This window comes from Georgenia muralis (assembly GCF_003814705.1).
GTDB lineage: Bacteria > Actinomycetota > Actinomycetes > Actinomycetales > Actinomycetaceae > Georgenia > Georgenia muralis.
The window spans coordinates 3,822,990-3,848,794 of record NZ_RKRA01000001.1 but is presented as its reverse complement, the minus strand read 5'-3'; the positions used below and the strand labels follow the sequence as shown (position 1 = coordinate 3,848,794).

General features: G+C 72.4%; 22 protein-coding genes. 14 read left to right on the top strand and 8 right to left on the bottom strand.

The features are described 5' to 3' along the window. Positions 1 to 25 precede the first annotated feature (25 nt). Genes EDD32_RS17375 through manA form a run of 6 tightly spaced genes read left to right on the top strand, consistent with a single transcriptional unit; the run spans position 26 to position 6,880 of the window. Positions 26 to 1,093 carry an ABC transporter ATP-binding protein gene (locus EDD32_RS17375; protein ID WP_123919533.1) on the top strand — a complete coding sequence of 356 codons (1,068 nt, stop codon included), beginning with the start codon at positions 26 to 28 and terminating at the stop codon, positions 1,091 to 1,093. Further along, positions 1,090 to 2,859: an ABC transporter permease gene (locus EDD32_RS17370; RefSeq protein WP_123919531.1), complete on the top strand. Its 1,770-nt coding sequence runs from the start codon at positions 1,090 to 1,092 to the stop codon at positions 2,857 to 2,859. Before EDD32_RS17375 ends, EDD32_RS17370 begins: the two co-directional genes overlap by 4 nt. After that, positions 2,859 to 3,731, top strand: coding sequence for a glycerophosphodiester phosphodiesterase family protein (locus EDD32_RS17365; RefSeq protein WP_123919529.1), 873 nt, complete (start codon positions 2,859 to 2,861; stop codon positions 3,729 to 3,731). Before EDD32_RS17370 ends, EDD32_RS17365 begins: the two co-directional genes overlap by 1 nt. Then, positions 3,728 to 4,798 (top strand): LacI family DNA-binding transcriptional regulator, encoded by a 1,071-nt coding sequence (locus EDD32_RS17360; protein WP_123919527.1) that lies wholly within the window; start codon positions 3,728 to 3,730, stop codon positions 4,796 to 4,798. Before EDD32_RS17365 ends, EDD32_RS17360 begins: the two co-directional genes overlap by 4 nt. Then, positions 4,795 to 5,703, top strand: a complete 909-nt coding sequence (locus tag EDD32_RS17355; RefSeq protein WP_123919525.1) for a phosphodiesterase — start codon at positions 4,795 to 4,797, stop codon at positions 5,701 to 5,703. Before EDD32_RS17360 ends, EDD32_RS17355 begins: the two co-directional genes overlap by 4 nt. Position 5,704: 1 nt before the next feature. Next, positions 5,705 to 6,880, top strand: coding sequence for a mannose-6-phosphate isomerase, class I (manA, locus tag EDD32_RS17350; RefSeq protein ID WP_123919523.1), 1,176 nt, complete (start codon positions 5,705 to 5,707; stop codon positions 6,878 to 6,880). Between the two features lie 34 nt (positions 6,881 to 6,914). Here the strand turns inward: manA and EDD32_RS18970 are convergent, their stop codons facing one another. Together EDD32_RS18970 and EDD32_RS17345 are read right to left on the bottom strand one after the other, a co-directional pair. After that, the gene (locus EDD32_RS18970; protein ID WP_170175344.1) at positions 6,915 to 7,073 is read right to left on the bottom strand and encodes a hypothetical protein; all 159 of its coding nucleotides are present in this window, start codon (positions 7,071 to 7,073) and stop codon (positions 6,915 to 6,917) included. A gap of 3 nt (positions 7,074 to 7,076) precedes the next feature. Next, positions 7,077 to 7,358 (bottom strand): hypothetical protein, encoded by a 282-nt coding sequence (locus tag EDD32_RS17345; RefSeq protein ID WP_123919521.1) that lies wholly within the window; start codon positions 7,356 to 7,358, stop codon positions 7,077 to 7,079. Positions 7,359 to 7,611: 253 nt separating this feature from the next. Here EDD32_RS17345 and EDD32_RS17340 point away from each other — a divergent pair, with 253 nt between their 5' ends. From EDD32_RS17340 to EDD32_RS17330, 3 genes are all read left to right on the top strand, one after another. Next, positions 7,612 to 8,130, top strand: coding sequence for an EXLDI protein (locus EDD32_RS17340; protein WP_123919519.1), 519 nt, complete (start codon positions 7,612 to 7,614; stop codon positions 8,128 to 8,130). Positions 8,131 to 8,247: 117 nt separating this feature from the next. Then, a complete protein-coding gene (locus EDD32_RS17335) occupies positions 8,248 to 9,210 on the top strand; it encodes an ATP-binding cassette domain-containing protein (protein WP_123919517.1) in 963 nt (320 codons plus the stop codon). Beyond that, positions 9,207 to 10,007 (top strand): ABC transporter permease, encoded by an 801-nt coding sequence (locus EDD32_RS17330; RefSeq protein WP_123919515.1) that lies wholly within the window; start codon positions 9,207 to 9,209, stop codon positions 10,005 to 10,007. Before EDD32_RS17335 ends, EDD32_RS17330 begins: the two co-directional genes overlap by 4 nt. 119 nt (positions 10,008 to 10,126) lie before the next feature. Here the strand turns inward: EDD32_RS17330 and EDD32_RS17325 are convergent, their stop codons facing one another. After that, positions 10,127 to 11,356: a DUF6880 family protein gene (locus tag EDD32_RS17325; RefSeq protein WP_211338879.1), complete on the bottom strand. Its 1,230-nt coding sequence runs from the start codon at positions 11,354 to 11,356 to the stop codon at positions 10,127 to 10,129. 167 nt (positions 11,357 to 11,523) lie between these two features. Between EDD32_RS17325 and EDD32_RS17320 the strand changes: the two genes are divergently transcribed. Together EDD32_RS17320 and EDD32_RS17315 are read left to right on the top strand one after the other, a co-directional pair. Continuing rightward, positions 11,524 to 12,843: an alpha/beta hydrolase gene (locus tag EDD32_RS17320; protein WP_123919513.1), complete on the top strand. Its 1,320-nt coding sequence runs from the start codon at positions 11,524 to 11,526 to the stop codon at positions 12,841 to 12,843. Beyond that, positions 12,840 to 13,388 (top strand): flavodoxin domain-containing protein, encoded by a 549-nt coding sequence (locus tag EDD32_RS17315; protein ID WP_246006202.1) that lies wholly within the window; start codon positions 12,840 to 12,842, stop codon positions 13,386 to 13,388. The genes EDD32_RS17320 and EDD32_RS17315 overlap by 4 nt, the downstream gene beginning before the upstream one ends. Positions 13,389 to 13,459: 71 nt before the next feature. Here EDD32_RS17315 and uidA read toward each other — a convergent pair whose 3' ends face one another. From uidA to EDD32_RS17300, 3 genes are all read right to left on the bottom strand, one after another. Further along, positions 13,460 to 15,265, bottom strand: coding sequence for a beta-glucuronidase (gene uidA, locus EDD32_RS17310; RefSeq protein ID WP_123919511.1), 1,806 nt, complete (start codon positions 15,263 to 15,265; stop codon positions 13,460 to 13,462). A 94-nt stretch (positions 15,266 to 15,359) separates the two neighbouring features. Beyond that, complete coding sequence (locus tag EDD32_RS17305; RefSeq protein ID WP_123919509.1) at positions 15,360 to 16,781, bottom strand: glycoside-pentoside-hexuronide (GPH):cation symporter; 1,422 nt, start codon at positions 16,779 to 16,781, stop codon at positions 15,360 to 15,362. A gap of 40 nt (positions 16,782 to 16,821) precedes the next feature. After that, positions 16,822 to 17,412 (bottom strand): cytidylate kinase-like family protein, encoded by a 591-nt coding sequence (locus EDD32_RS17300; RefSeq protein WP_170175342.1) that lies wholly within the window; start codon positions 17,410 to 17,412, stop codon positions 16,822 to 16,824. A 250-nt stretch (positions 17,413 to 17,662) separates the two neighbouring features. Here EDD32_RS17300 and EDD32_RS17295 point away from each other — a divergent pair, with 250 nt between their 5' ends. The 3 genes from EDD32_RS17295 (at position 17,663) to EDD32_RS17285 (ending at position 22,919) form a co-directional block, all read left to right on the top strand. Then, positions 17,663 to 19,822, top strand: a complete 2,160-nt coding sequence (locus EDD32_RS17295) for a beta-glucosidase (RefSeq protein ID WP_123919505.1) — start codon at positions 17,663 to 17,665, stop codon at positions 19,820 to 19,822. 126 nt (positions 19,823 to 19,948) lie between these two features. Next, positions 19,949 to 21,541 carry an HD domain-containing phosphohydrolase gene (locus tag EDD32_RS17290; protein ID WP_123919503.1) on the top strand — a complete coding sequence of 531 codons (1,593 nt, stop codon included), beginning with the start codon at positions 19,949 to 19,951 and terminating at the stop codon, positions 21,539 to 21,541. A 43-nt stretch (positions 21,542 to 21,584) separates the two neighbouring features. Beyond that, positions 21,585 to 22,919, top strand: a complete 1,335-nt coding sequence (locus EDD32_RS17285; protein WP_123919501.1) for an MFS transporter — start codon at positions 21,585 to 21,587, stop codon at positions 22,917 to 22,919. Positions 22,920 to 23,215: 296 nt separating this feature from the next. Here EDD32_RS17285 and EDD32_RS17280 read toward each other — a convergent pair whose 3' ends face one another. Both EDD32_RS17280 and EDD32_RS17275 read right to left on the bottom strand, forming a co-directional pair. After that, entirely contained in the window at positions 23,216 to 23,524 is a 309-nt protein-coding gene (locus EDD32_RS17280; protein ID WP_123919499.1) for a hypothetical protein, read from the bottom strand. Positions 23,525 to 23,741: 217 nt separating this feature from the next. After that, positions 23,742 to 25,625, bottom strand: coding sequence for a hypothetical protein (locus tag EDD32_RS17275; RefSeq protein ID WP_123919497.1), 1,884 nt, complete (start codon positions 25,623 to 25,625; stop codon positions 23,742 to 23,744). Positions 25,626 to 25,805: the final 180 nt, after the last annotated feature.

Below are 25,805 nucleotides of genomic sequence, written 5' to 3'. Positions count from 1 at the left end.
AGCACCCGTACCGAGGAGAGTCACCGTGATCCGCTACGAGAACGTCGAGGTCGCCTTCGATGACTTCGTCGCCATCCCGCACCTGGACCTGGACGTCGCCGAGGGGGAGTTCTTCACCCTGCTCGGCCCCTCCGGATGCGGCAAGACGACGGCGCTGCGCACCCTCGCGGGGTTCGTCGAGCCGAGCGCGGGCGAGATCTACGTCGACGGCAAGGCCGTCACGCGGCTGCGCAGCGACCAGCGACGCGTGGGCATGGTGTTCCAGAACTACGCGCTGTTCCCCTCGATGGACGTCTGGGAGAACATCGCCTTCGGGCTCAAGGTCCGCAAGGAGAACAAGGCCGAGCGCGAGCGGCTCGTGCGCGACATCGCCCGGCGGGTGGACCTCAGCGACAACCAGCTCGGGAAGAACCTCGCCGAGCTCTCCGGCGGCCAGCAGCAGCGGGTGGCGATCGCCCGGGCACTCGTCCTCCAGCCCAAGATCCTCCTGCTCGACGAGCCGCTGTCGAACCTCGACGCCAAGCTGCGCCACCAGCTGCGCGGCCAGCTCAAGGAGCTCCAGCACGAGTTCGGCATCACCACGCTCTACGTCACGCACGACCAGGACGAGGCGCTGACGATGTCGGACCGCATCGCCGTCTTCAACAAGGGCCGGGTGGAGCAGGTGGGCACGCCGCAGGAGATCTACGACGCCTCCGCCACCGAGTTCGTCTGCACCTTCATCGGCGAGGCCTCCCGCCTCACCCCCGAGCTCCTCGCCGCGCTGGGTCCGGAAGCCGGCCTCGACCCGGTGCGCTCGTCCTACCTGCGCCTGGAGAAGGTCTCTCTGCTCGCCGACGGCGCGACGCCGCCACCGGGGTGCTGCGCCGTCGACGGCGTCGTCGCGGCCGCGAGCTACCACGGCCTGCACACCGTCTTCACCGTGGAGTCCCACGGGTCCCAGGTGCAGGTGCTCTTCAAGGAGGACGGTCAGGTCCGGCCGGCCGTGGGGGAGCGGGTCACCCTCACCCTCGACCCCGCCCACGTCCTGCAGTACGGCGACGACGGAGTGCGCGTCCCGCCGGCGCCGCGCGCCACGGTGGCCCACCGATGAGCCGCACCCCCGTGCGCAGCATGCTGCGCTCACCGTTCGTGCTGGTCGTCTCCGTCGTCCTGACGTGGTTCATCGCCGCGTTCCTCGTGTGGCCCAACGCGAACCTGCTCATCGAGACCTTCATCCCCGACGGCGCGTTCTCCGGCCGCGCGGTGGAGAAGCTCGCCTCCTCCGAGCGGGCCATGAGGTCGCTGACCAACAGCTTCCTCCTCGCCGTCACGCTCTCGGTCACCACGAACGTCGTCGGCGTCTTCATCGTCCTGGTGACGAAGTACTTCGACATCAGGGGTGCCCGGATCCTCTGGTTCGGGTACGCCACGACGTTCATCTACGGCGGCATCGTCCTGGCCGCCGGGTACAAGTTCGTCTACGGCGAGGACGGCATCGTCACCGGGTTCCTCCTGCGGATCTTCCCCGGGCTTGACCCCGCCTGGTTCACCGGCTACTTCGCCGTCCTCTTCGTCATGACGTTCGCGACGACGACGAACCACATGCTCTTCCTGTCCTCGTCGCTGGCCAAGGTCGACCACCAGACCATCGAGGCCGCGAAGAACATGGGAGCCGGCACGTTCACCATCCTCTTCCGGGTGGTCCTGCCCATGCTGCGCCCGATGCTCTTCGCGATCACGATCCTGTCTTTCCTCACCGGCCTGGGCGCGCTCTCGGCCCCGCAGGTCCTCGGTGGGCGGGACTTCCAGACGATCGCGCCGATGATCCTCACCTTCGCCGGCTCGCCCACGTCGCGCGACCTCGCGGCCCTCCTCGCCGTCGTCCTCGGTGCGGCGACCATCCTCATGCTCGCGGTGATGACGCGGGTGGAGAAGGGCGGCACGTACTTCTCCCTCTCGCGGGTCTCGACCTCCCTGGAGAAGCAGCAGATCACCAACCCCGCTGCCAACGCGGTGGTGCACGTCGTGGCCTACCTGCTCTTCGCCGTCTACGTGCTGCCGGTGGTCCTCATCGTCCTGTACTCCTTCGTCGACTCCACGACGATCCAGTCGGGCAGCTTCGCCATCGAGAAGATGTCGATCGACAACTACGTGCGCGTGCTCGGGCAGGAGTCGTCGCTGCGCCCGTTCCTCGTCTCGATCGTCTACTCGGCGGCGGCGGCGGTCATCGTCGTCGGCGGTCTGCTCTTCGTCACGCGGATCCTCTCGAAGTACCGCAACGGGCTGACGACGACCTTCGAGTACCTGCTGCACATCCCGTGGATCCTGCCCGCGGCGATGATCGCGCTCGGGCTCATCATGAGCTACGACCACCCCAACCCGGTGGTCGGCAACGTGGTGCTGACCGGCACGGCGGTCATCCTGCTCATCGCGTTCGTCGTGGTGAAGATCCCCTTCACGCTGCGCCTGCTCAAGGCGGCCTTCGCGGGCGTGAACTCCTCCCTCGAGGAGGCCGCGACCCTCATGGGCGCTCGCACGCTCTACATCTTCCGGCGCATCCTCTTCCCGGCCGTCCTGCCCGCCGCGGCCGCGGTGCTCGCGCTGAACTTCAACTCCCTGCTCGACGACTACGACACCGCGGTCTTCCTCGCCCACCCGCTCTTCCAGCCGCTGGGCCTGGTGATCAAGGCCAACACCGACGGCACGGCGAGCCTCGACGCGCGGGCGAACACGTTCGTCTACACCGTGCTCCTCATGGTCATCACCGGCCTGACGATGTACCTCGTCTACGGCCGTGCGGCGCGCACGAGGAAGCGGCGCACGCGGCTGCGGGCCGCCCTGCCCACCTCGCTGCCGGGCGAGACGGAGGCTCGCTGATGTTCGGCCAGGAGCGCTTCGCCACCACCAACGCGCTCCTGGGGGCGCGAGCCGCCGAGGTGGGCACGCTCATCGTCGTCCACCGCGGGACCGCCGTCGGCTCGCTCGTGGAGAACACGCCCGAGTCGGTCGTCGCAGCAGTCGCGTCGGGTGGGGACGTCGTCGAGATCGACGTCGTGGCTTCCACCGACGGGGAGTTCTTCGCCTTCCACGACGGCAACGAGCAGCGGCTTCTGGGCACGGACACCGACCTGCGCGCCTGCACCGCCCGGGAGATCCGCGCGCACCGGTATGTCCACAGCGCGCGGCCCGGGCGACCGGCCCCGGTGGCCGGGCTCCTCGAGCTGCTCGCCGGCGTCCCGGCCGGGACGCCGGTCAACGTCGACCGGTCGTGGGCCTGGTGGGAGAGCCTCCTGCCCGCCCTCGACACCCTCGGGATGAGCGACCGGCTCCTGCTCAAGTGCGCGGCCGCCGCCACCGACCGGATCGCGGTGCTGCGGGCGCACCCGGTGAAGTACCCGTTCGTACCGATCTGCACGACGCCGGAGGAGGCGCACCGGTACCTCGAGGACCCCGAGCTCAACACCGTCGGCGTGGAGCTGCTCGCCCGCGACGCCGCCAGCCCCTTCCTCGACCACGAGGTGCTCGCCGGGCTGCGCGCCCGGGGCGCGATGGTCCTGGTCAACGCCGAGGTGCTCACCACCGGCCGCGACCTCTTCGCCGGTCACGACGACGAGCGCGCCGTCCTCTGCTCGCCCGAGGAGGGGTGGGGTCCCCTGTTCGACCTCGGCGTCGACGCGATCCAGACAGACTGGCCCTGGCTGCTGCGCGACTACCGCGCGGCACGGGAGCGCGTGGCGGTGGGAGCATGAGCGTCGAGGACGACCCGGCGGGCGACGGGGATGCGGCCGCGCCGGACGCGCCCTCGAGCTTGACGATGGAGGACGTCGCCGCGGCGGCCGGGGTCTCGCGCACCTCGGTCTCTCGGGTGATGCTCGGGCAGAAGAAGGTCTCCGAGGATACCCGGCGCCGCGTCTTCGCCGCCGCCGACCGGCTCGGGTACGTGCCCAACGTGCTCGCCTCCGAGCTCGCCTCCCGCGGCACGTCGACGATCGGGCTGCTGCTGCGCGACGCCGCCAACCCCGCCTACGGCCTGCTGTTCACCCAGCTCCAGGAGGCCGCGCACGCCGCCGACCTCACCCTCGTGTCGATGACCGTCACCGCCGACAACCGCGGCCAGCGCCAGGTGGCCGGCCTGCACCGGCTCATGGGCATGCGGGTGGGCGGCCTCATCGTCGCCACCGGCGGCGTGACGAGCGAGCAGCTGGAGCCGTTCTGCTCCCGGATCCCCATCATCCGGGCCGGCCGCCCCGAGACGACCGAGCACATCCACGCCGTCTCCTACGACGAGGTCCACGCCGGCCGGACCCTCGCCGAGCACGTCGCCGACGCCGGGCACCGCGACGTCGCGATCGTCGTGACCGCCGAGGGCGACTCCTACCCCGAGTTCGTGCGCGGCACCACCATGGCCGCGACGCTCGCCGGGCGGGGGGTGCGGATCATCCCCGTCCCCGTGGGGGCCGGTCCGCGCGGGGGTGTCGACGAGGCGGTGGCCCTGGCGACAGAGGGCCGGGTGAGCGCGATCATGTGCCCCTCCGACCTGCGCCAGCTCGAGGTCCTCAGGAGCCTGGCCGCCGCGGGCGTGAGCGTGCCGGGCGACGTCTCCGTCACGGGCTGCGACGGCGTCCTGCACGGGGCGGACCTCCTCGGCCTGACGACCTACCGCATCCCCGTCGAGCAGCTCGCCGTGCGCACGGTCGCCCGGATGGCCGAGCTGCTCGCCGCCCGCCCGGGCGCCGGCGTCGTCGCCGAGCGGCTGCCCGGCGTCCTCGTCCCCGGGCGGACCGTCGGTCCGCCGTCCTCCCGGAAGGAACCATGACCGAGCTCCGTCCCGCCGAGCACCCGCGCGCGCGGCACTTCCTCGTGCACATCTCGGACACCCACCTCGTGCCGCCGGGCCGGCTGCTCGGCGACGTCGCCGACGCAGGCGGACACCTCGCCGAGCTCCTCGACGGCCTCGAGGCCACCGGTGTGCACCCGGAGGCCATCGTCTTCACCGGGGACCTGGCCGACCGTGGGGAGGTCGGCGCCTACCGCAGCCTGCGAGCCATCGTCGAGCCGGTCGCCGCGCGCATGGCGGCCCGGGTCGTGTGGGTCATGGGCAACCACGACGACCGGGCGGGCCTGCGGACCGAGCTCCTCGACGCGCCGGGCTCCGCCGAGCCCTACGACCATGTCGTCATGCTCGGCGGGCTGCGCCTCGTCGTCCTCGACACCACCGTCCCGGGCCGGCACCACGGGGAGCTCGAGCCCACCCAGCTCGAGTGGCTTCGCGAGGTCCTCGCGGTGCCAGCGCCGGAGGGCAGTCTGCTGGCGCTGCACCACCCGCCGCTCCCGTGCGTGCAGGACCTCGCGGTCACCGTCGAGCTCCGTGACCAGGCGGCCCTCGCCGAGGTGCTGCGCGGCTCGGACGTCCGGGCCATCCTCGGCGGGCACCTCCACTACTCGACCGCCGGCACCTTCGTGGGCATCCCGGTGTCGGTCGCCTCGGCCACCTGTTACACCCAGGACCTCCAGACCCCCGGTCGCGGCACCCGCGGGCGCGACGGCGCCCAGGCCTTCAACCTCGTGCACGTCCACGACGACACCGTCACGCACTCCGTGGTGCCGATCGGGCAGTACCGGACGGTGGGGCGCCACGTCGACGCCGTGGAGACCGACCGGATGCTGGCCGCGGCCGGGCTGTACATCCCCGGTCCGGACGAGATCGTGGTGCGGCGCTGACGTGTTCCGCCTGACCAACCCCGTCAAGCGCTACGCGTGGGGATCGACGACCGCGCTCCCGGCCCTGCTCGGTGCAGAGCCCGACGGCCGGCCCGTGGCCGAGATCTGGATGGGCGCCCACCCTGTTGACCCCTCCGTGAACGAGGACGGGACCGGGCTCGACCGCCTGGTCGCCGACGACCCGGCGGCCACGCTCGGGCCAGGGGTGCGCGGTCAGCGGCTGCCGTTCATGGCCAAGCTCCTCGCCGCCGCCGCGCCGCTGTCCCTCCAGGTCCACCCGACCGCCGAGCAGGCCGAGGCCGGGTTCCGACGCGAGGAGGCCGCCGGCGTGGGTCCGGACGATCCCGGCCGGAGCTACCGCGACCGGTCGGCCAAGCCCGAGCTGCTGCTCGCGCTGGAGGAGACCGAGCTCCTCGCCGGGTTCCGCCCACCCGCCGAGGCGGACCGGATGCTCTCCGGGCTGGGACTCGACGTGCTCGCACCTGTGGTCGCCAGGCTCAGGGCCGCCGACGCCCAGGACGTCTCCCGCGCAGCGCTGGAGGCGATTCTTCTCGACCCTGCGCCACGCGAGCTCGCCGACGCGGTGACCCGACGGGTGCGCGAGCTCGAACGGGGCGGACGCCGCACCGAGTACGCCACGGTGGCGAGGTTGGCCGAGCACCACCCGGGCGACGTCGGGATCGTCGCCGCGCTGCTCCTCAACCAGCTGCGTCTGGCGCCGGGTGAGGTCGTCTACGTCCCGCCCGGCATGGTCCACTCCTACCTGCGCGGGGCCGGCCTGGAGATCATGGCGACGTCGGACAACGTGCTCAGGGCGGGCCTGACCGCCAAGCACGTGGACGTCGCCGAGCTTCTCCGGCTCGTGGACCCGGCGCCGGGGGTGCCGGATCGCCTCGAGGGCGTGGTGGCCGGCGCCGGGACGGTGTACCGGCCGCCGGTGCGTGACTTCGCCCTGTGGACGCTGAGGGCGAGCGCAGGTCCAGCCGTACCGGGGGCCGGGCCACGCATCGTCGTCTCGTGCGGGGGACGGGCGACGGTCTCAGGCGAGCACGGCTCGCTCGACGTCGACCCGGGGGAGTGCGTCTTCCTCACCCATGCCGACGGGCCCGTGGAGCTCACCACGGACGGGCTGCTCGCCGTCGTCCACTGCCCGGAGACGGCTCCCTCTCTCGTGTGAACCGGTGACCGTCCCGTGACCGGCGTCCCAGGGGTCACGCAGTCCCGGGTCCGCCACCCCACGTTGCCGGCTCGGGCGCCACGTCGACCGTCCTCGACGGGGCGAGGACCGCCGTGGCACCCGTGCGCCGGTCCAGCGTCACCGTGCGGTGGACGACGGCGACCACGACCGCGACCGCGACGAACAGCCACATGTCTCACGGCTGGGCGTCGGGCCAGAGGGGGTTGTTCATCTGGGCGTGGAAGACGAACGCGACCAGCAGGCTGCCCCGTGCGGCGTTGAACATCGGGGTGAGGATGACGCTGATCGCGATGACGCCGAAGAAGAACGGCCAGAAGTCCCAGGCGGACTGCTTGGTGCCGCTCAGCAGGAACGACGGCGTGTGCCAGATGGCGATGACCAGGCCGAGGAAGACATCCGGACCAGGGCGAAGCGCCGGAAGAAGCGGCCCAGTCCCGGGAGGCCGTCGTGCTTCCACACCAGGAGCACACCGACGATGCCGGGGGAGTAGACCATGAGGATGAAGACCGAGTTGGTGTAACCCATCTCGCCGAACACCGCGTCGAGCGGCTCGGAGAAGAGCACGTAGAGGATCCCGGCGCCCCAGGACAGGCCGCCCCGTGCGTCCTCGGGACGGCCGCCACGCCGGGCGCTCCGAGACGCCGAGCCCTGCCTCCTTGCGATATACGTATACATATGCGTATGCTCACGTCGGAGGCTAGGATGAGCACATGCCCAACAAGACGATCTACGTGGCCGAGCGCGACGTCGAGCTCTTCCAGCGGGCGCAGGAGCTCGCCGGCGGGAACCTCTCGGCGGCGATCTCCAAGGCGCTGCAGCGCTACGTCGAGGTCGAGGAGGGCAAGGACGAGGGCCTCCAGGAGATCACCGTCCGCGTCGGCCCGGGCAAGGGACGGCGCCAGCGGTTCCTCGGCGTGCAGCTGGTCGACTGGACCCGGTCGACGAAGACCCGTTCCGAGCACTACCGGGTCTACCGCAGCCGCGCGGGCAAGTACGTCATCCATCTCGAGCGTTCGGCGGAGTACGTCGCGGCCGCGGGCCCCGACGGCAACCTCACCGGCTGGCGCCGCCACCTCAGCGCCGACCAGTCGTGGGGCACCACCGCGGCGACCGCCACCCTCGAGGTCGTCGACGACCTCACCACGCTCCGGGAGAAGGTCCCGGCCCCTCTCTACGACCTGGTCGTGGCCGCCGTCGACCAGCCGGTCGTCGAGGACCTCGACATCTGACCGCCGCGCCATCCGGCACCACTGACAGTCGCCTCCTCTGACCGCCGCTGACCTGCGGCCGTCCCCGCCTGCCCGCCCGGGCCGGCGTCAGCCTGCCCACACTGAGACGGATCAGCCATGCCCACTCCCACCAGCCCGGCCATCGAGGCCCTGGGGCTGCGCAAGTCGTTCGGCGAGCAGCTCGTGCTCGATGGCATCGACCTCGTCGTCCCCGCGGGGACCGTCCTCGCGCTGCTCGGCCCCAACGGGGCCGGCAAGACGACCACCGTGCACATCCTCTCGACGCTGCTCTCGCGCGACGCCGGGACGGTGCGCGTGGCCGGGCACGACCTCGACGACGACCCCGACGGGATCCGCGCCGCCATCGGCCTCACGGGCCAGTTCTCCGCCGTCGACGCTCTGCTGACCGGTGGGGAGAACCTCCACCTCATGGCCGACCTCCACCACCTCCCCCGTGCGGAGGGGCGCCGCCGCAGCGCCGACCTCCTCGCCCGGTTCGACCTCACGGAGTCCGCGCGCAAGCCCGCCTCCACGTACTCGGGCGGCATGCTGCGCAAGCTCGACCTCGCCATGACGCTTGTCGGCGAGCCCCGTGTGGTGTTCCTCGACGAGCCCACCACCGGACTGGACCCGCGAAGCCGTCACGCCATGTGGGACGTCGTCCGCAGCCTCGTCGCGGACGGCGTGACCATCCTGCTCACCACCCAGCACCTCGAGGAGGCCGACCAGCTCGCCGACCGCGTCGCCGTCCTCGACGCCGGCCGGATCGTCGCGCACGGCACCCCGGCCGAGCTCAAGCGGCTCGTCCCCGGCGGCAGCGTCCGCCTGCACCTCGCGGACCGACCCACCCTGGCGACGGCGGCCGCGGCCTTCCCCGACGGCGTCGCCGACGTCGAGGCGCTGACCGTCAGCCTGGCCCGCACGCCGGACCTGGAGTCGCTGCGCGTCGTCCTCGACGAGGCCGAGCGCGCCGGCGTCGTCGCCGATCGGATCGAGGTCGCCAGCCCCGGCCTCGACGACGTCTTCCTCGCCCTGACCGGGCACACCACCCCCACGCCCACCCGAGAGGTCGCACCATGACCGCCGTCCCGCTCGCCCTGCACGACTCCGCCACCATGCTCCGCCGGAGCCTGCGCCGCATGCGCCGGTACCCGAGCATGACCGTCATCCTCGTCGGGATGCCGATCGTGTTCCTGCTGCTCTTCGTCTACGTCTTCGGCGGGGCGCTCGGCGCCGGGATCGGTGGCGCCGAAGCAGGCGGTGCCGGCCGCGCCGTGTACGTCGACTACGTCACGCCGGCGATCATCGTCATGACGGCCGCGGCCGCCGCCCAGGGGACCGCGATCTCGGTGGCCATGGACATGACCGAGGGCATCATCGCTCGGTTCCGGACCATGGCCATCTCGCCGGGCTCGGTCCTGGCCGGTCACGTGCTCGGCAGCGTCATCCAGTCCCTGCTCGCGATGTTCGTCCTCCTCGTCGTCGGCCTCCTCATCGGGTTCCGGCCCGCGGCCGGCCCGCTGGACTGGCTCGCCCTGCTGGGTCTGCTCACGCTCGTCGCGTTCGCCCTCACGTGGCTGTCCGTGGCGCTCGGGCTGCTCTCGAAGAGCGCGGAGACGGCGAGCAACACGCCCATGTTCCTCATCCTCCTGCCGTTCCTCGGCAGCGGGTTCGTCCCCGTCGAGACCATGCCGACGGCGGTGCGCTGGTTCGCCGAGTACCAGCCGTTCACCCCGATCATCGAGACCGTCCGAGGGCTGCTCCAGGGCGCTCCCGACGGCGCCGCGGCGGCCTGGGCCGTGGGGTGGTCGCTCGCCGTCGCGGTGGCGGGCTACCTGTGGGCGCGGGCGCTGTACCGGCGCGAGCGGGTGCGCTGAATGCGGTCGACGACTCCCGGCGGTCGGGGGCGAGCGGTGCGTGCCATGTACCGCTCCGTCGTGGAGTCGTTGGCTCCATGGTGCTCGCAGGGAGACACCTCGGACAAGATGCGCTTCCGTCACGGAAGGCCGGCCCGGTCGAGCTCCTGCTGGAACCGCGGCCGGCGCCGGTGCTCCACCCGGAGCGAGGCGATGAACGCGTCGACGGCGGCGGCGTCGTCGGTCCCTCGGGCGAGCGTGCGCATCCTCTTCAGGCGCCGAGCCGCGAGCCGGTACTGCTGTGCGTCCGCCTGCACGAGCGCGGCCTCGACGAGCTCGATCTGGACGGGCAGCACGGCACGCGGGTCGACGCGCTCGTACGCCTCGACGAGTCGGTCCCAGGCGTCGACGTCGCGCAGCTCGAGCTTGTGCGCGAGGTTCCAGGCGAGCCGGGCGTCCTCGAGACCGAGGAGGGCGAAGAGGACCGCCTCGCGCGGGTCCGCCGCGAGCCGGTCGAGAACCTCGTCGCGGTAGTCGGGCCATGCGGCCTCGGCATCGGCGAGCAGGTGGCCGGCCGAGGTCGCCGACGGCCAGGTGCGGAACACCTGCAACCGCGCTTCCAGCAGCTCGTCCGGGCGGTGGGCGGCCAGGAGTCCGCACCAGTAGCGCGCGGCCGTGAGCGACTGGTGGCCGCGGTCGTGCTCGGTCGCCCGACGTGCCCAGTCGACGGCGAGGTCGATCTCGCCGATCTCCTCCAGCGCCTCGGCGGTGTCCTGCAGCCAGACCGCGACCCTCTGGTCCCGGGCGTGGGTACGGACGATCTCCTCGACGTCGCGGTCGAGCACCGCGAGGCGCCGGGCGTTGTGGTCGAGGGTGAACCACTCGTGCGAGCGCTCCGACCGCCACCACTCGCCGTCGGCCGGTTCGGGCCCGAGGCCCGCGCGGATCTCCGCGAGCCGGTCGCGGTACGCCGCGACACCCTGCTCGCCGAGCGCCGGTGCGTAGGCGACCGGGTCGATCTCGAAGTAGTCGACGTCGCCGGCGAACTGGAACCGGATCATCCAGTCCACGATCCTGCCCGGCGCGACGCCGGCCGCCGCCGCGTGCACGGGGTGCAGGGCGAGGAGACGGCGGCACGCGTCGCCGATGATGCCGCTGGAGTCGTCTGCGCGGGCGATGACCTTCACCGCCGAGGTGAGCGCCTTGTGCGTGACGGCGTACAGGCCGGCCGGGTCCTCGGTTCCGGCGGCCTGCTCAAGGAGGTCGACGGCGTCGTGCATCTGCCGGCCATGGGCGTTGGAGGCCGCCCGGCGGTGCAGATCGGCGCGGGTGCGGATGAGCGGCAGGACGGCGTCGGCGAGCTCGGTCATGCAGCCCATTGTCCCGGCAGAGGTCGAGAGGTCTCGCGAGGTGCGGTCTCGCGGGACCAACGGCTCTGCCGAACCACTGCTGACCGGCGGACGATGGAGCTGATGGGAGCGGTTCGGCGTGCGCCGTCGACGGTGGGCCCGACGCGCTTCCCGGGAAGGTCGCACCGATGACCGTGGTCGCGACCGCATTCGCGGTCGTCCTGGCTCTGTGGGTCGCACTGCTCTACGTCCCGTTCCGGTGGAGACCGGTCGGGATCTACCTCTTCGTGCCGAAGGTCCTGGCGGTCGGCCACGTGCCGTTGCTCGCCGTCGCGGGGACGGCCCTCGCGGTCGTCGGGTTCGTCGCGGGATCGTGGCCGATCGCCCTGCCTGCGGGCGTCGCGGCGGCCGCCGCGATCACCGCCGCGGTCCGAACCGGTGCGGCGAGCACCGACCTCTCGGGAGCGCTCGGTCCACACCGGGGCGAACGGGCGGACGGCACGGTGGGGAGGCGCGGACGCCGCGCCCCGGAGCCGCGCGTGGATCGCGACGTGCCCTTCGCCACCGTGCCCGGTACCGATCGCACCCTGCTCTGTGACCTCTGGCAGCCGGCTGCCGGGGTGCCGCCGTCCGGCGTCGCGGTCGTCTACCTGCACGGCAGCGCCTACTACTTCCTCGACAAGGACCTCGGCACGCGCCCGATGTTCCGGTACCTGACCGCCCGTGGACACGTCGTGGTCGATGTCGCGTACCGGCTCTTCCCCGAGACGGACGTCCCGGGGATGGTCTCCGACGCCAAGCGGGCCATCGCCTGGGTGAGGTCCCGCTCCGCGGAGCTCGGCGTCGACCCCGAACGGATCGTCGTCGCCGGAGGGTCCTCCGGCGGTCACCTCGCGCTGCTCGCCGCGTACACCGATGACGACCCCGCGTTCACCCCGGCCGAGCTGACGGGCCACGACCTGCGGGTCCGCGCCGTCGTGTCGCTGTACGGGCAGGTGAGCCTCGAGGCGCTGTACGCCCACGCCGGCCAGGACAAGCAGTGCCACCCCGACGACCCGCAGCCGGACTGGACCGCTCCGCCGCCACCGGCCCTCCGGAGGCTGTTCGGTGCGGACGCCACCCGCCTCCGGCTCGGCCTCATGACGTGCGCCGGCCGGTGCGACTGGCTGGTCGGCGGCACCCCGGAGCAGGTCCCCGAGCGCTACGAGCAGGTCTCGGCACTGAGCCACGTCGCTCGCGGCTGCCCGCCGACCCTGCTCCTCCACGGCACCCACGACGAGATGGCGCCGGTCGGCGCCGTCCGCGAGCTCGAGCAGGCGCTCGAACGGGCGGGGGTGCCGGTGGGCGCCGTCTACCTGCCGCACACCGACCACATGTTCGACCTGGTCGGCACGCGCTGGTCACCGGCCGCCCGAGCGTCGTTCCGCACGCTGGAGCGCTTCCTCGACGGCGTCGCCGTCGAGGGGCCGCGTCCCGGCCACCGCCACCACCGACAGGAGCAATCGTGAAGGTCTTCCTCACGTACGGCACGACCGAGGGCCAGACGGCCAAGATCGCCGACGTCGTCGCCGACGTCCTCCGTGACCGCGGCCACGAGATCACCAAGGTCGACGTCAAGGACGCCCGGGGCGCGATACCCGACGGCTACGACGGCGTGATCCTCGGGGCGTCCATCCACATGGGCAAGCACGACAAGCACGTGGTCGAGCTCGCGCAGAGAAACCACGACGTGCTCGCCCGCGTACCCGCGGCGTTCTTCTCGGTCAGCCTCGCTGCCTACGGCGACCCGCCGGAGGCCGAGGGCTACGTCGAGCAGTTCGAGCAGGAGACGGGCTGGCGGCCGGGCACGGTCGGCATCTTCGGCGGGGCGCTGCTCTACACGCAGTACGGCTTCGTCAAGCGGCACATGATGAAGAAGATCGCGAGCGACAAGCCCGGCAGCCTCGACACCGACATCTCCCGCGACCACGTCTACACCGAGTGGGACGGCGTGCGGCGCTTCGCCGAGGGTTACGCCGCCCGGCTCGAGCTGCAGTCCGCGTCCTCGGTGTAGCGCCGCGTCCCGGTGGTGTGTCCGCGCCGATGCGGTCCTCTCCGAGGGGTCCGCGCCGGCGTGTCGTGCTCCTACCGCCCGCCGCGCCAGCGCCTGCGCAGGGCGTGGGCAGCGGCCTTGGGCTGCCGGTCCCGGGTGAAGACGCCCTTCTTGTTCCCGCCCACCCGCATGATCCCGGACGTGGTGGCGAAGTCGGCGAAGTTCCACACGTGCTCACCGACGACGGCGTCGACGCTGTCGAACACCCGGTGGCTCATGTCGAGGTAGGCGACCTGGTACTCCTCGGACCACGGCTCGGGGACCAGGCTGTGCAGCCCGGGGTAGGTGTCGGCGCCGTACTCGGTGATGATGATGGGCTTGCCGTCGCCCGCCCAGGCGTCCAGCTCGGCCTTGAAGTCGTGCTCGGCCGCGGCGAGGTCGCCGGTGTTGACGTACCAGCCGTAGTACCGGTTGAGCATGAGCACGTCGCCGAACTGGGAGACGCGGCACGTGCCGTGGGGGGCGAGCATGACGTTGACGAACCCCACCGGCCGTGTCGGGTCGGCCCTCCGCGCGACGTCGAAGAGGGGACGGAAGTACTCCTCCGCGGCCTCCGTCTCGGACTCGGGCTCGTTGGCGATGCTCCACAGGACGACGCACGGGTGGTTCTTGTCCCGGGCGACCAGCTCGCGGATGGCCTGCGCGTGGACCTCCCGGGTGGCGTCGTTGGCGGTGTCGGGGGAGAAGGTGGTGTAGCCCTGACCACCGAAGATGCCGCCACCGAGGCCCATGTTCAGCCCGACGGCGGCGGTCTCGTCGATGACGACGACGCCGAGGCGGTCGGCGTGCTCGAGCACGTCCTCGGAGTAGGGGTAGTGGGAGGTGCGGAAGGAGTTCGCGCCGATCCAGCGGAGCAGCTCGAAGTCGTGGACGAGGTGGGCGTCGTTGTGCGCCTTGCCGATGACGGCGTGGTCCTCGTGCATCCCGAACCCCTTGAAGGCGAACGGCTCGCCGTTGATGAGGAACTCGCTGCCGCGGACCTCCACGGTCCGCACACCCACCTTGAGGTGGTAGCTGTCCACCGTCGCGGCGCCGTCGAGCAGCCGGACCTCGAGGTCGTAGAGGTAGCCGTCACCGGGTGCCCACCGGTGGACGTCCGGCACGGTGAGCGTGCCGGTGGTGCCGGTGCCGTGCGCGACCTCCGCGCCGTCGGCGTCGCGCAGGACGACGGCGACCTCCGCGCCGGACCCGCGGCCCGTGCCGTCCGGGTCGGCCCCGCCCGCGGTCTCCACGGTGTACTGCACCGTGCCCGTGGTGCCGTCGAGTCCTGTGACGACGGTGATGTCGGAGACGTGGCTGCGGGGGGTGCTGTAGAGCCAGACCGAGCGGTGCAGGCCGGCGTAGTTGAAGAAGTCGTGCCAGTAGCGCTGCTTCCGCCCGCTGGAGGTCTCCTCGATCGCGCCCGGTGGGATCGACTGGAAGCTCAGCGTGTTGTTGACGACAACCGTGATCCGTACCTCCTCGCCCGGGGTGACCAGGTCGCTGATGTCGGCCTCGAACGGGGTGTAGCCGCCCTCGTGCTCGGCGACCTGGGTGTCGTTGACCCACACCACCGCCCGGTGCGTGGCGGACTCGAGGTTCAGCACCACCCGCTGGTCCGCCCAGCCCCGGGGCACGCGGACGCTGCGCTGGTACCAGATGTCGCCGAAGTAGTCCCGCACGGCGGGGTCGGTGACGAGGTCGTTGAAGCTGGCCGGCACCGCCATCACGGACGCGCTTGGCAGCGGACCGGTGTGCCAGCGGGCGCCGCGTCCCGCACCGTCGGGGTCGAGGGCGAAGCTCCACAGGCCGTCGAGCCGCTTCCTCTCCCGGGTGGCGGTGTCCTGAGGGCGCAGCATGGGACTCCCCTTCGTCGTCGTCGTCGTCGTTGTCTTCGGTCGGTCGGTGGTCGCGGTAGGTCAGCGGGTGCGCCGTGCTCGGTGGCGGGCGGGGCTACCGGGCCGAGGTGGCGCGGCGGGCGGCGATGTCGGCCGTGATCTCGCGGAACTTCGCCTCGGTGAGCGGGTAGAAGACCATGACGAGCAGCGACAGCAGGGCGAAGGTCGCGACGATGCCGCCGGCCCACAGCTGGATCGCCTCGGCGACCCCCTCCTCCTGGGTCTCGCCGCCGGCGGCCCGGGCGGCGCTGAACCCCGCCCAGGTGAGGGCGAAGCCGCCGACGAACCCGCCGAGCGCCTGGCCCATCTTCCGGGTGAAGGAGAACGCTGCGTAGGTGGTGCCCTCGGTCCGGTTGCCGGTGCGCCACTCGCCGTACTCGACCGTGTCGGCCTCGAGGGCCCACATGAGGGTGTTGACGCCGTTGATGCCCAGCCCCATGAGGAGGAACGCCACCGGACCCAGGAGTGGGACGTCGCCGAGCGGGGAGAACGCCAGCACGGCGGCGCCGACGATCGTGACGGCGCTGAAGGAGACGTAGCCGGCGCGCTTGCCGATGGTGCGGACGATGACCGGGATCAGCGGCCCGACCACGAGGATGGCCAGGGTCTGGGCGAGGATGTTCCAGGCGATGAACTGCGCGTCCTGCTGGACGTAGATGGCGATGTAGGAGCCCAGCGTGCTCAGCGCCGTCACCGCGGTGAGGAACAGGACCGCCCCGAGGGAGAGCCACAGGAGCGGCTTGTTGGTGGTGAGGGTGCGCAGGCTGTCCTTCATCGAGACCGGCGACGTTGGCCGGGCGACCTGCTCGCGGGTGTTGAACACGAGGAACAGGTACAGCGCCATGCCGATCACGACGAACGCGGCGGTGGTGAGGAAGAGCGAGCGCTGCAGCGCCTCGGGGTTGCCGACGTTCGCGCGGATCTGCGGGGCGATGGCGAACGCCAGCCCGAGGATGGCGATCGAGGCGCCGTAGCCGCGGAACGCCGCGAGCTTCCCCCGCTCGAGCGGGTTCTGGGTGATGGCGGGGGCCATCGAGCCGTACGCGATGTTGACCAGCGTGTAGAAGACCGACCCCATGAGCAGGTAGGTGATGTACATGTAGGCGACCGCGGCGGCGCCGGAGATGTCGGGGAAGAACGTCTTCGCCGAGTAGATGGCCATGCTCGTGAGCAGCAGGGGCAGGGAGAACCACAGGACGAAGGGACGGAACTTGCCGAGCTTGCCCGGCTTCTTGGCGTCGACGGCGCGGCCGGCGAAGAGGTCGGTGAACGCGTCGACGAAGCGCACGACGAGGAACATCGTGCCGACGACGCCGCCCTCGATCCCCACGACGTTGGTGTAGTAGAGGATGAGGAAGAACCCCGCCATCGTGAAGGAGAGGTTGTTCGCCGCGTCGCCCGCCGCGTAGGCCAGGTAGTTGCGCGTGGTGAGCTTGCGGGGTGTGAGCACCCCGGTCGCGGGGACGGCGGAATCCATGGTCGTCAGCTCCTCGTCGTGGACGTGCGGTGATGAGCCCTCAGCGCGTCGTGACGCGCGCGGCGTGGACGATCGCGTCCGCGGCGGCGTCCAGCGGGATCCGGCTGGTGTTGATGACCAGGTCGTACCGGTCGGGCAGGCGCGGGTCCCAGCCGTACAGGGTCTTGGACATCTCGGCACGCACCTGGTCCTCCCGCTCCTGACGCCGGGCGGCCTGGTCGGTCGTGATGCCGGCCTCGCTCGCCGCGCGGGCGATGCGGTCCTCGCGGTCGCCGGTGAGCAGCACGTGCACGGTGTTGGGCCGGTCGGCCAGGATGACGGCGCCGTTGCGTCCGAGGATGACGCCGCCCTCCGCGGCCTCGGCCCACACCGCCCGGTTGTTGTCCATGACCAGGTCGTACTTCTGCTGCTGGGTGGCCACGACGTCGCGGCCCTCGAAGCCGCCGTAGGCGCCACCCATTGTCGAGTACACCGTCGCCAGCACCGCGTTGCTCCGCAGGACGGCGTCGGGTCCCGCCTCGAGGTCCTCGGAGCTGAAGGCCTGGGGGTGGAACGGCAGGCCCAGCTCCTCCGCCACCCGGCGGCCCACGGTGGTGGCGCCGGCACCGTAGTGCTCGAAGATGGTGATCACGGGCCTGTCGGTCCCGGGATCCCTCGCGCGGTCCGGACCTGCTCCGGCTGTGCCGTCAGACATGCCGACCTCCTCGTCGAGCCCGATGTCCTGAGGCTAGTCCGCGCAGGCTCCCGTGCCCAGGTTTCCGTGGGCTACCGTGCTCGAGATCCCGTCAGACCGGCGCCGCCCCCTCGCGCCCGGACCTCGCAAGGAGTTTGATCGACGTGGGCGCCGTCGTCGTCGCCGCCGTGACCCCAGGGAGATGACCATGTCGAGTGACACCACCGCCACCGCCTCGGACCGGCCCTGGACGGACACGACGTCGCCCCCCGGGGACCGGGCGCGGGCGCTGGTCGCCGCCATGACGCTGGAGCAGAAGATCGCCCAGCTGCACGGGGCGATGGAGACCATCGACATCTACGCGCTGACCGCGCAGGCGGCCGAGAGCGGTGCGGACATGGACCAGCTGGCCGCCCAGATCCGCATCGAACGGCACGTCGCCGGCATCGAGGAGCTCGGCATCCCGCGCTTCCGCATCACCAACGGACCGGTCGGGGTCGGGATGGGTGACGGCACGCCCAGCCCGCCGGCCACCGCGCTGCCGATGACCATCGGCCTCGCGGCCGGGTTCGACCCCGAGCTGGCCCACCAGTACGGCACCGTCATCGGGGACGAGGCGGCCACGCTGGGCCAGCACGTGCTCGAGGGCCCCGGGGTGTGCCTCCACCGGCTCCCGACGGCGGGTCGGAACTTCGAGTACTTCTCCGAGGACCCCTACCTCAGCGGGGTCATGGGCGTGGCGGTCGCCCGGGCGATCCAGGACCACGGCGTCATCGCGATGGGCAAGCACTACGCGGTCAACGACCAGGAGTACGAGCGCTTTCGCACCGACGTCGAGGTCGACGAGCGGACGCTGCGCGAGCTGTACCTCCTGCCGTTCGAGATGCTCGTCAAGGACGCCGGCATCGCCGCGATGATGAGCGCCTACAACCGGGTCCGGGGCACCTACGCGACGGAGAACCGCTACCTCCTGCACACGGTCCTGCGTGAGGAGTGGGGCTTCGAGGGGTACGTGCAGTCCGACTTCTGGTCGTGCCGGTCCGCGGCGCCGTCGATCAACGCCGGAATGGACCACGAGATGCCCGACGCCAAGTGGCTCAACGAGGCCAACGTCAAGGCGGCCCTGCACGACACGAGTCTGGAGATCGAGACGGTCGACCGCGCCCTGGTGCGCCGGTACACCCAGATGTTCCGGCTCGGGCAGTTCGAGCGGCCCTACGCGCCCGGCCAGATCGACGCGCGGCGCAACGGCGAGGTCTCCCGCCGCATCGGCGAGCAGATCGCCGTGCTGCTGAAGAACGAGAACCGGACGCTGCCGCTGGAAGGGGTGGGCAGCATCGTCGTCGTCGGGCAGACCACCTTCGTCGACGAGGCCTGCCTCGGCGGCGGCGGCAGCTCGAAGGTGGACCCCCTGTACACCGTGCGGCCGATGGACGGGCTGCGGGAGGTCCTCGACGGGCTCGGTTCCACCGTCGCCCTGAGCAAGGTCACGGTGGCCGACGACCTGTCCAACCTCGAGGAGGCCAGGAGGGCGGCGGCCGCCGCCGACGCCGTCGTCATCATGGCGGGGCTGGTCGCCACCGAGGGCGCCGACCAGGACGACGCCAGCATGCTCCACGACCAGAACCGGCTCATCGGCGAGGTGGGCCCGGTCAACCCCCGCACCGTCGTCGTCCTCAAGGACGGCAACCCCGTCCTCATGCCCTGGATCGACGCCGTCCCGGCCGTGCTCGAGGTGTGGAACCAGGGCTCGGAGGACGGGCACGTCGTCGCCGACCTCCTTCTCGGCGTCGTCAACCCCTCCGGCAAGCTGCCCACCACCTACCCGCGCGACTGGGCGGACACGCCGTTCGCCGGGCACCCCGAGCGGTACCCCGGCACGGACGAGGGCGCGGGCTACCCGGTCATCCGCTACACCGAGGGTCTGCGGATGGGTTACCGCTGGTACCAGTCGGAGGGGATCACGCCGCTCTTCCCGTTCGGGCACGGGCTGTCCTACACGACGTTCGAGCTCTCGGACCTGGCCGTGCGCCCCACCACGGGCGACGGGACGTCGCCGCTCACGGTCGAGGTGACCGTGACCAACACCGGGGACGTGGCGGGCGCCGAGGTGACCCAGGTCTACCTCGGCCTGCCGGAGGCGGCTGCCGAGCCACCGCGGCGGCTGGTCGGCTTCGCGAAGGTGCGGCTCGAGCCCGGGGCGTCGGAGCGGGTGCGGGTCGTCGTCGACCCGGGGGCGACGCACCACCCGCTGTCGGTGTGGGACGCGTGCACGCACGGCTTCGTCGTGCTGCCGGGGGAGTACACCGTCCACGTGGGCACCTCGAGTGCGGACACGCCCCTGACGGCGACCGTGACGGTCGGCTGAGGCGCGCCGAGGGTTGGCCGCGCGACGATTTCGCTGATCGGCATGCCCGCAGGCCGGCGGCGATGCGCCCGGCCGGCAGCGGCGGGACCCGTTGTGGCCGCAGGCCGACGGTGCCACCGTGGGTTGATGATCCGGCTGCTGGCCATCCTCGGCGGGCTGTCCGGCGCGATGGACCTGGGGTCCGGCTCCCCGCTGGACGAGTCGCTCACCCGGTCCGTCGTGGCGGTCCGGCTGGCGCGCGCCCTCGGCCGCCCCGAGGAGGACGCACGGGTGGTCCTCTACGCCTCCCTCCTCGAGCACCTCGGCTGCACCGCCGCCTCCTACGAGGCGGCCCGGCTCTTCGGGGACGACATCTCCCTCGTCCGGTACAGCTTCCTCGCCGACGTCGAGCGGCCCGCCGACGTGCTGCGCACCTTCGTCCCCGCGGTGAGCGCCGCATCGGGGCGCGGACGCGCGCAGACCCTCCTCACCGCCGTCCGCAGCGCCCGGGACGAGACGCCGCCCACCGCCACGTGCGAGGTGGCGCGCGACGCCGCGGTCCGGCTGGGCCTCGGCGACGCCGTCGCGCAGACGCTCGCGCACGTCACCGCCATGTGGAACGGCAAGGGGCAGCCGCACGTGGCGGGCGAACAGATCCCGATCACCACCCGGATCATGCACGTCGCCGGCACCGCCGTCCTCCTCGCCCTCCACGCCGGACCGGAGACGGCGCTCACGGAGCTGCGGCGGCGCGCGGGCACCCACCTGGACCCGGCCGTCGTCGCCGCGTTCGACGTCGGCCTGCTCGAGGGGCTCGTCGAGCTGCCGGGGCACCCCCTCGCGCCGGCGTCGGGCGCGCCCGGCAGGCCCGCGGGCAGCGGGCTCCCGTCCACTGCGGCAACGCTCGACCCCCTGGAGGCGGCCCTCGCCGTCGAGCCCGACCCCGTCCTTCTCGTCGACGAGCGCGGCCTGGCGGACGTCGCGCGCACCTTCGGCCACCTCGTCGACCTCAAGAGTCCCTGGCTGCACGGCCACTCGGCAGGTGTGGCGGACCTCGCGGGCGACGCCGCCGAGATCGTCGGGCTGCCGGGCGCCGACCGCGTGCGGATCGCCGGGCACCTCCACGACCTCGGCCGTGTGGGCGTCTCGAGCCGGATCTGGACGAAGTCCGGACCGCTCACGGCCGCCGAGCGCGACCAGGCCCGCCTCCACCCGTACTACACCGAACGGATCCTCTCCCGCTCGCCGGCGCTGGCCGACGTCGCCCTGGTTGCCGCGCAGCACCACGAGCGGTGCGACGGGACCGGCTACCACCGGGGGCTGCGCGCCGCGGACCTGTCGATGGCCGCCCGGGTCCTCGCCGCGGCCGACCGGTACCGCTCCGGCGTCGAGGAGGGGCCCCACCGGGCCGCGCTCACCCCCGACGCCGCGGCCGGGCGCCTGCGGTCGGAGGCGAGGACGGGCTGCCTCGACCCCGACGCCGTCGCGGCCGTCCTGCGCGCCGCGGGCCATGAACGGGCGGCGAGGCCCGCCGGCGCCGCGGGGCTGACGGACCGCCAGGTCCAGGTGCTGCGCCTGCTCACCCGCGGCCTGACCAACCGCGAGATCGGCGACCGGCTCGGTGTCTCCCCGCGCACCGCCGAGCACCACGTGCAGGACATCTACCTGCGGATCGGGGTGAGCACCCGGCCCGCGGCCGCCCTGTTCGCGATGGAGCACGGGCTGCTCGGACCCGGGTAGGTCTACCCATGTGCGGGGCGCCGCACGGGACGACGCTGGCGGCATGACCACCACCGGCACCCTTCCCACCGCCTCCCGTGAGCGCCTGTTCACCCGGCCCTTCGTCATGCTGGGCCTGGCCGAGCTGGCCTACTTCACCGCCGACGGCGTCGCGATCTACGCGCTGCCGCTGTACGTGACGGGTCCGCTCGGCGCGGACACGGCCGCCGCGGGGCTGGCGTTCGGCGCCTTCGCCGTGGTCGCCCTCGTGGCCCGGCCGTTCGCCGGCCGGGTGGCCGACACGAGGGGTCGGCGCCCGTCGCTCGTCGCCGGAGCGCTGCTGTGCGCGGCGTGCATGGCGCTGACGCCGCTCGCGGGCGGGCTCGGAGGCGTCGTCGGGCTCCGGCTCGTCCTGGGCCTGGCGGAGGCGGCGTTCTTCGTGGCGGCGGTGGCCGCGCTCATGGACCTCGCCCCGGCCAGCCGGATCGGGGAGGCGATGAGCTACAACTCGCTCGGGCTCTACCTCGGCCTGACCGCAGGCCCGCCGCTGGGTGAGCTGCTCGTCCGCGCCGCCGGGTTCACCACCGCCTGGCTCGCCGCCGCGGCGTTCGCCGCCGCTTCGGCCGCCCTGGCGGCGGGGATCGGCGAGACCCGCCCGGCGGTGCCGGCCGGACCCGACGGGGCGGGGGAGCCCGCGGAGCGCCACCTCGTCCACCGGGCGTCGGTGCCGGTGGGCCTCGTGTTCCTCGCCTCCATGGTGGCGATGGGCGGGTTCCTCGCCTTCGCCGCGCTGCACGCCGAGTCGGTCGGCATGTCTAACGCGAGCCTGCCGCTGGCGACCTACGGGATCGTCGTCGTCACGTGCCGGATCCTCTTCGCCAGGGTGCCCGACCGGTTCCCGGCGCTGCGGCTCGCCACGGCCGCGGTCGCGACGATGGCGGCCGGGCTCGGGCTCGTGGCGCTGTGGCCGACGCCGTTCGGTGCGGTGGTCGGGGCGGCCGTCATGGGGCTGGGCATCACGTTCAGCACCCCGGCACTGTTCGCCGCCATCTTCGCGCTCGCGGGCCCGGACGAGCGCGGAGCGGCGTCGGGAACGGCGAGCGCGGCCATCGACCTCGGGATCGGTCTCGGGCCGATGCTGCTCGGCGTCGTGGCCGAGTCGGCCGGGATCCCGTGGGCCTTCGGCGTCGCGGCGGGCATCGCCCTCGCCGGCGCGGTGTGGGCGCTGACGCTCGTGCAGCGGGAGCGGGTGGCTAGGCCACGGTCGCGACCGCACTCCACCAGAAGGCAATCACCAGGCACGCCCCAGCCAGTGCGATCAGGATGGTTCCCGCGCGGTAGAGGGCTTCACCGCGTTCCGGGTCGTACCGGTCCCCCTTCACCCATGCGCTGTCCTTGAGCGTGCTGTCCTTGTCCATGGCGCTCTTCAGGACGCGTTCGCCGTGGCCGAAGGTGGACCAGCTCATCCCGAGACAGCCACCTGCGGCAAGGAGGAGGGTGACCACGACGGCTGCCCACCAGACGTTCAGATTGTTGCCCGCGAGATCACCCGTACCGATCACCGACAGCCCGCCCACACCTGCGAGCAGCCGCAACGACGTCTCCGACCGGACCTTGTAGTGCGCATGGCGGCGAGAGTTGGGCCAGTCCTGCGGCGAGAAGTCTCCGGCGCGCTGCCGAGTCACGGCCGTCGACTCACGGATGGTCGTGCCAGAGGCTGTTGAAGAACCAACGCGCGACTCCGAGGTACGCCGCCGCCTCGACCCGCTGCAGATCCGGCTCGTGGTACCGCTCCCGCATCGCGACCGCCACGACCACCTGCTCGACGAAGAGCTCTGTCGCCGGAGCCGGCGGCGCGGTCGTCAGGTCGTGCAGCGCATCCTGCGCGATCTCCAGGCCCCGCTCGGCGGCCTCGTCGGTCAGCTCGACCTCTGCTCGCTCGAGCCGGCTCCGTGCTTGGTCGACCCCGGCCTGGGCCGGGTCATATCCCCAGACTGCCGTCATCTCTGCTCCTGGGCTGGGTGCTGTCCTGTCATCATGCGACCAGGCCGGAGCGCTGTCCAGGGCATGCCCCGAGACCATGACCGGCCGCAATCCTCATGTCGATGGTGTTCCCACGAACATGGCGCCGGCGCCGGTACGACGCGCACGGTGACGAACAGACCTGACCGGGCTGAGCCCGACCGCCTATCGGACACGTCCGGTGAGTTCCGGCGCCGGGCTAGCTCGCGACCAGGGCCAGCACGGGTGCCACCACGGCCCACACGATTGCGGCGACGACGAGGGCCCCAAGCACTGCCTGCCTCCGGCGCGCCCTCACCGGCGGCCGGGGTCGCGGGCCGAACTCCCAGTCGAGCGCCTCCTTCTCGTACCGGGTCCCGGCCACCGGGTCGACGCCGGTGAGCAAGCGCATGCGCTCGTTCGCGTCCGGGCGACCCGGCACGGCGACGGCGGGGGAGAGAGCCCAGCCGTACCGCGCGGACTCCATGCCGGAGACCAGAGCCTTGAGGGGGTTCGTCTCGACGAAGCTCCGCTGGGTCCAGGCCACCTTCGCCCGCTCGAGCGGCAGGGAAACCGCAACGTCGGGGCCGTCCCGGCGGATCACGAAGTCCACCCGGTGCACGGTCCGGCCGTGCGACGGCGCGGGGTGGGGCTCGGATGATGTCGCGGCGGGCGGCGCCGGCACGGTCGGCGCGCTGATCCGCGTGACGTGCAGCCAGTGGAACCTTGCGACCGGCTGCCACCCACGGCCGAGCACCACGACACCCTCCCGCTCGAGAGCGACCGTGACGGTCCGCCCGAGTCCGCCGTCCCGGTTCCGGGCGAGGTCATCAGGCCGCAGGAGGCGCAGGGCGGAGACCAGTGCGGCGTCACGGCGTCCCTGCAGCACGGTGGAACGGCTGAGCGTCGCGGCGGTGCGGAAGAAGTCCTCCTCTCGGTCAGCGAGCAGTGCCGCCCACGCAAGCACCCCGACGGCTCCTACCAGCCCGGCGAGGAAGACCTGGCCGAGCGAGACCGCTTGCGCCGTCGTCCACGCCGGCGTCGAGGACAGCGCCATCGCGGCGGCTGCGGCGGCGACCGCGAGCCGGGCACGGCGCTCGCGCGCCCGAACGGTCCAGCTCCGGCGGGTGAGGCGCTGCTGGAAGGCGTGGCCGGCGGTGCGCGCGTCGCCGTCGGCCGGGGCGACCACGAACGCCCTGCGCACCTCGTCCTCCGGCCCCGCTCCTGCCCGCGGTCGCCGTCGGACCGCTCCGGGCCCGTGCCAGGACGAGTACGGGGCGCTCAGCTCCGGGAGGCGGACGCGCAGCACCGCGAGCTCGGTGAGCAACCGGTCCTCGTCGATGTCGGTCGGCGAGATGCCGAGACCGTCCAACCGGCCGCGCCGCATGGTGGACACCAGCGCGTCCGGGGCCGGCCGCCACCTGAGGAGGTGGCGCGCGAAGGGGACGGTCATGAAGTGGCAGGCGTCGAGGGCGTCGGCGTAGGCGTCCATGCCGGAGTAGCCCATGGACGCAGTGATGTGGGCGGAGGTCCTGGTCAGCTGGACGGTGGCGAAGGACGCGGCGACGTCGAGCAGCAGGAACACCGCCGGCGCACCGTACTCGGCGAACCCGGTCGCCGCGAGGCTGTCCCTCGGCGGCAGCCCGAGGGCGTCCTTCACCCTGGCGACGGCGCGGCCGAACATCGTCGTGCCGTGCGCGAGCCCGATCTCACGAAAGACCAGGGTGTCCAGCAGGCGGGCCGCGAGCTCCGGGACCGAGGTACTCGGGTGGTACCGGGACGCGGGGATCGAGGCGGCGTAGCGCCGGCCCAGGAAAGCGGCCAGACCGGGCGCCGTCCCCGGAGGTCGGGTGACCATGCTGTCCGGCCGGTCGAGCTCGCGCTCGAGCTCGGTCAGGGTGCGGAGGTCGAGCACGTCGAGGAAGGCGAGAGCGTGGTGCAGGTCCTGGGGATCGTGACCGACGACGCCGGCCCGGGCTGCGGCGTCGACCCGGGCTGCGACGGTGAGCCGTTCCAGCCGGAGGGCACGGTCCAGGTGCTCGGCGTCCGCCACGTGTGCGGCGTCGCCGGCGTGTCCCGCGTCCGCCGCCTGCTCGTCCCTCACTGCTTCCCCCCGGGCCGGGCCGGCGACCGCCGGCTCCGACGCTGAACGTTACTGACCGCCCGCTCCGACGGTGACCGCCGGCCACCAGGGGGGCGGTACCGGTGACCGACGACGCACCCGGCGATGCGCTGCCCGCCCCGTGCCCGGTGTGCCACCCTGTGCGGCAACCACCTGCGAAGG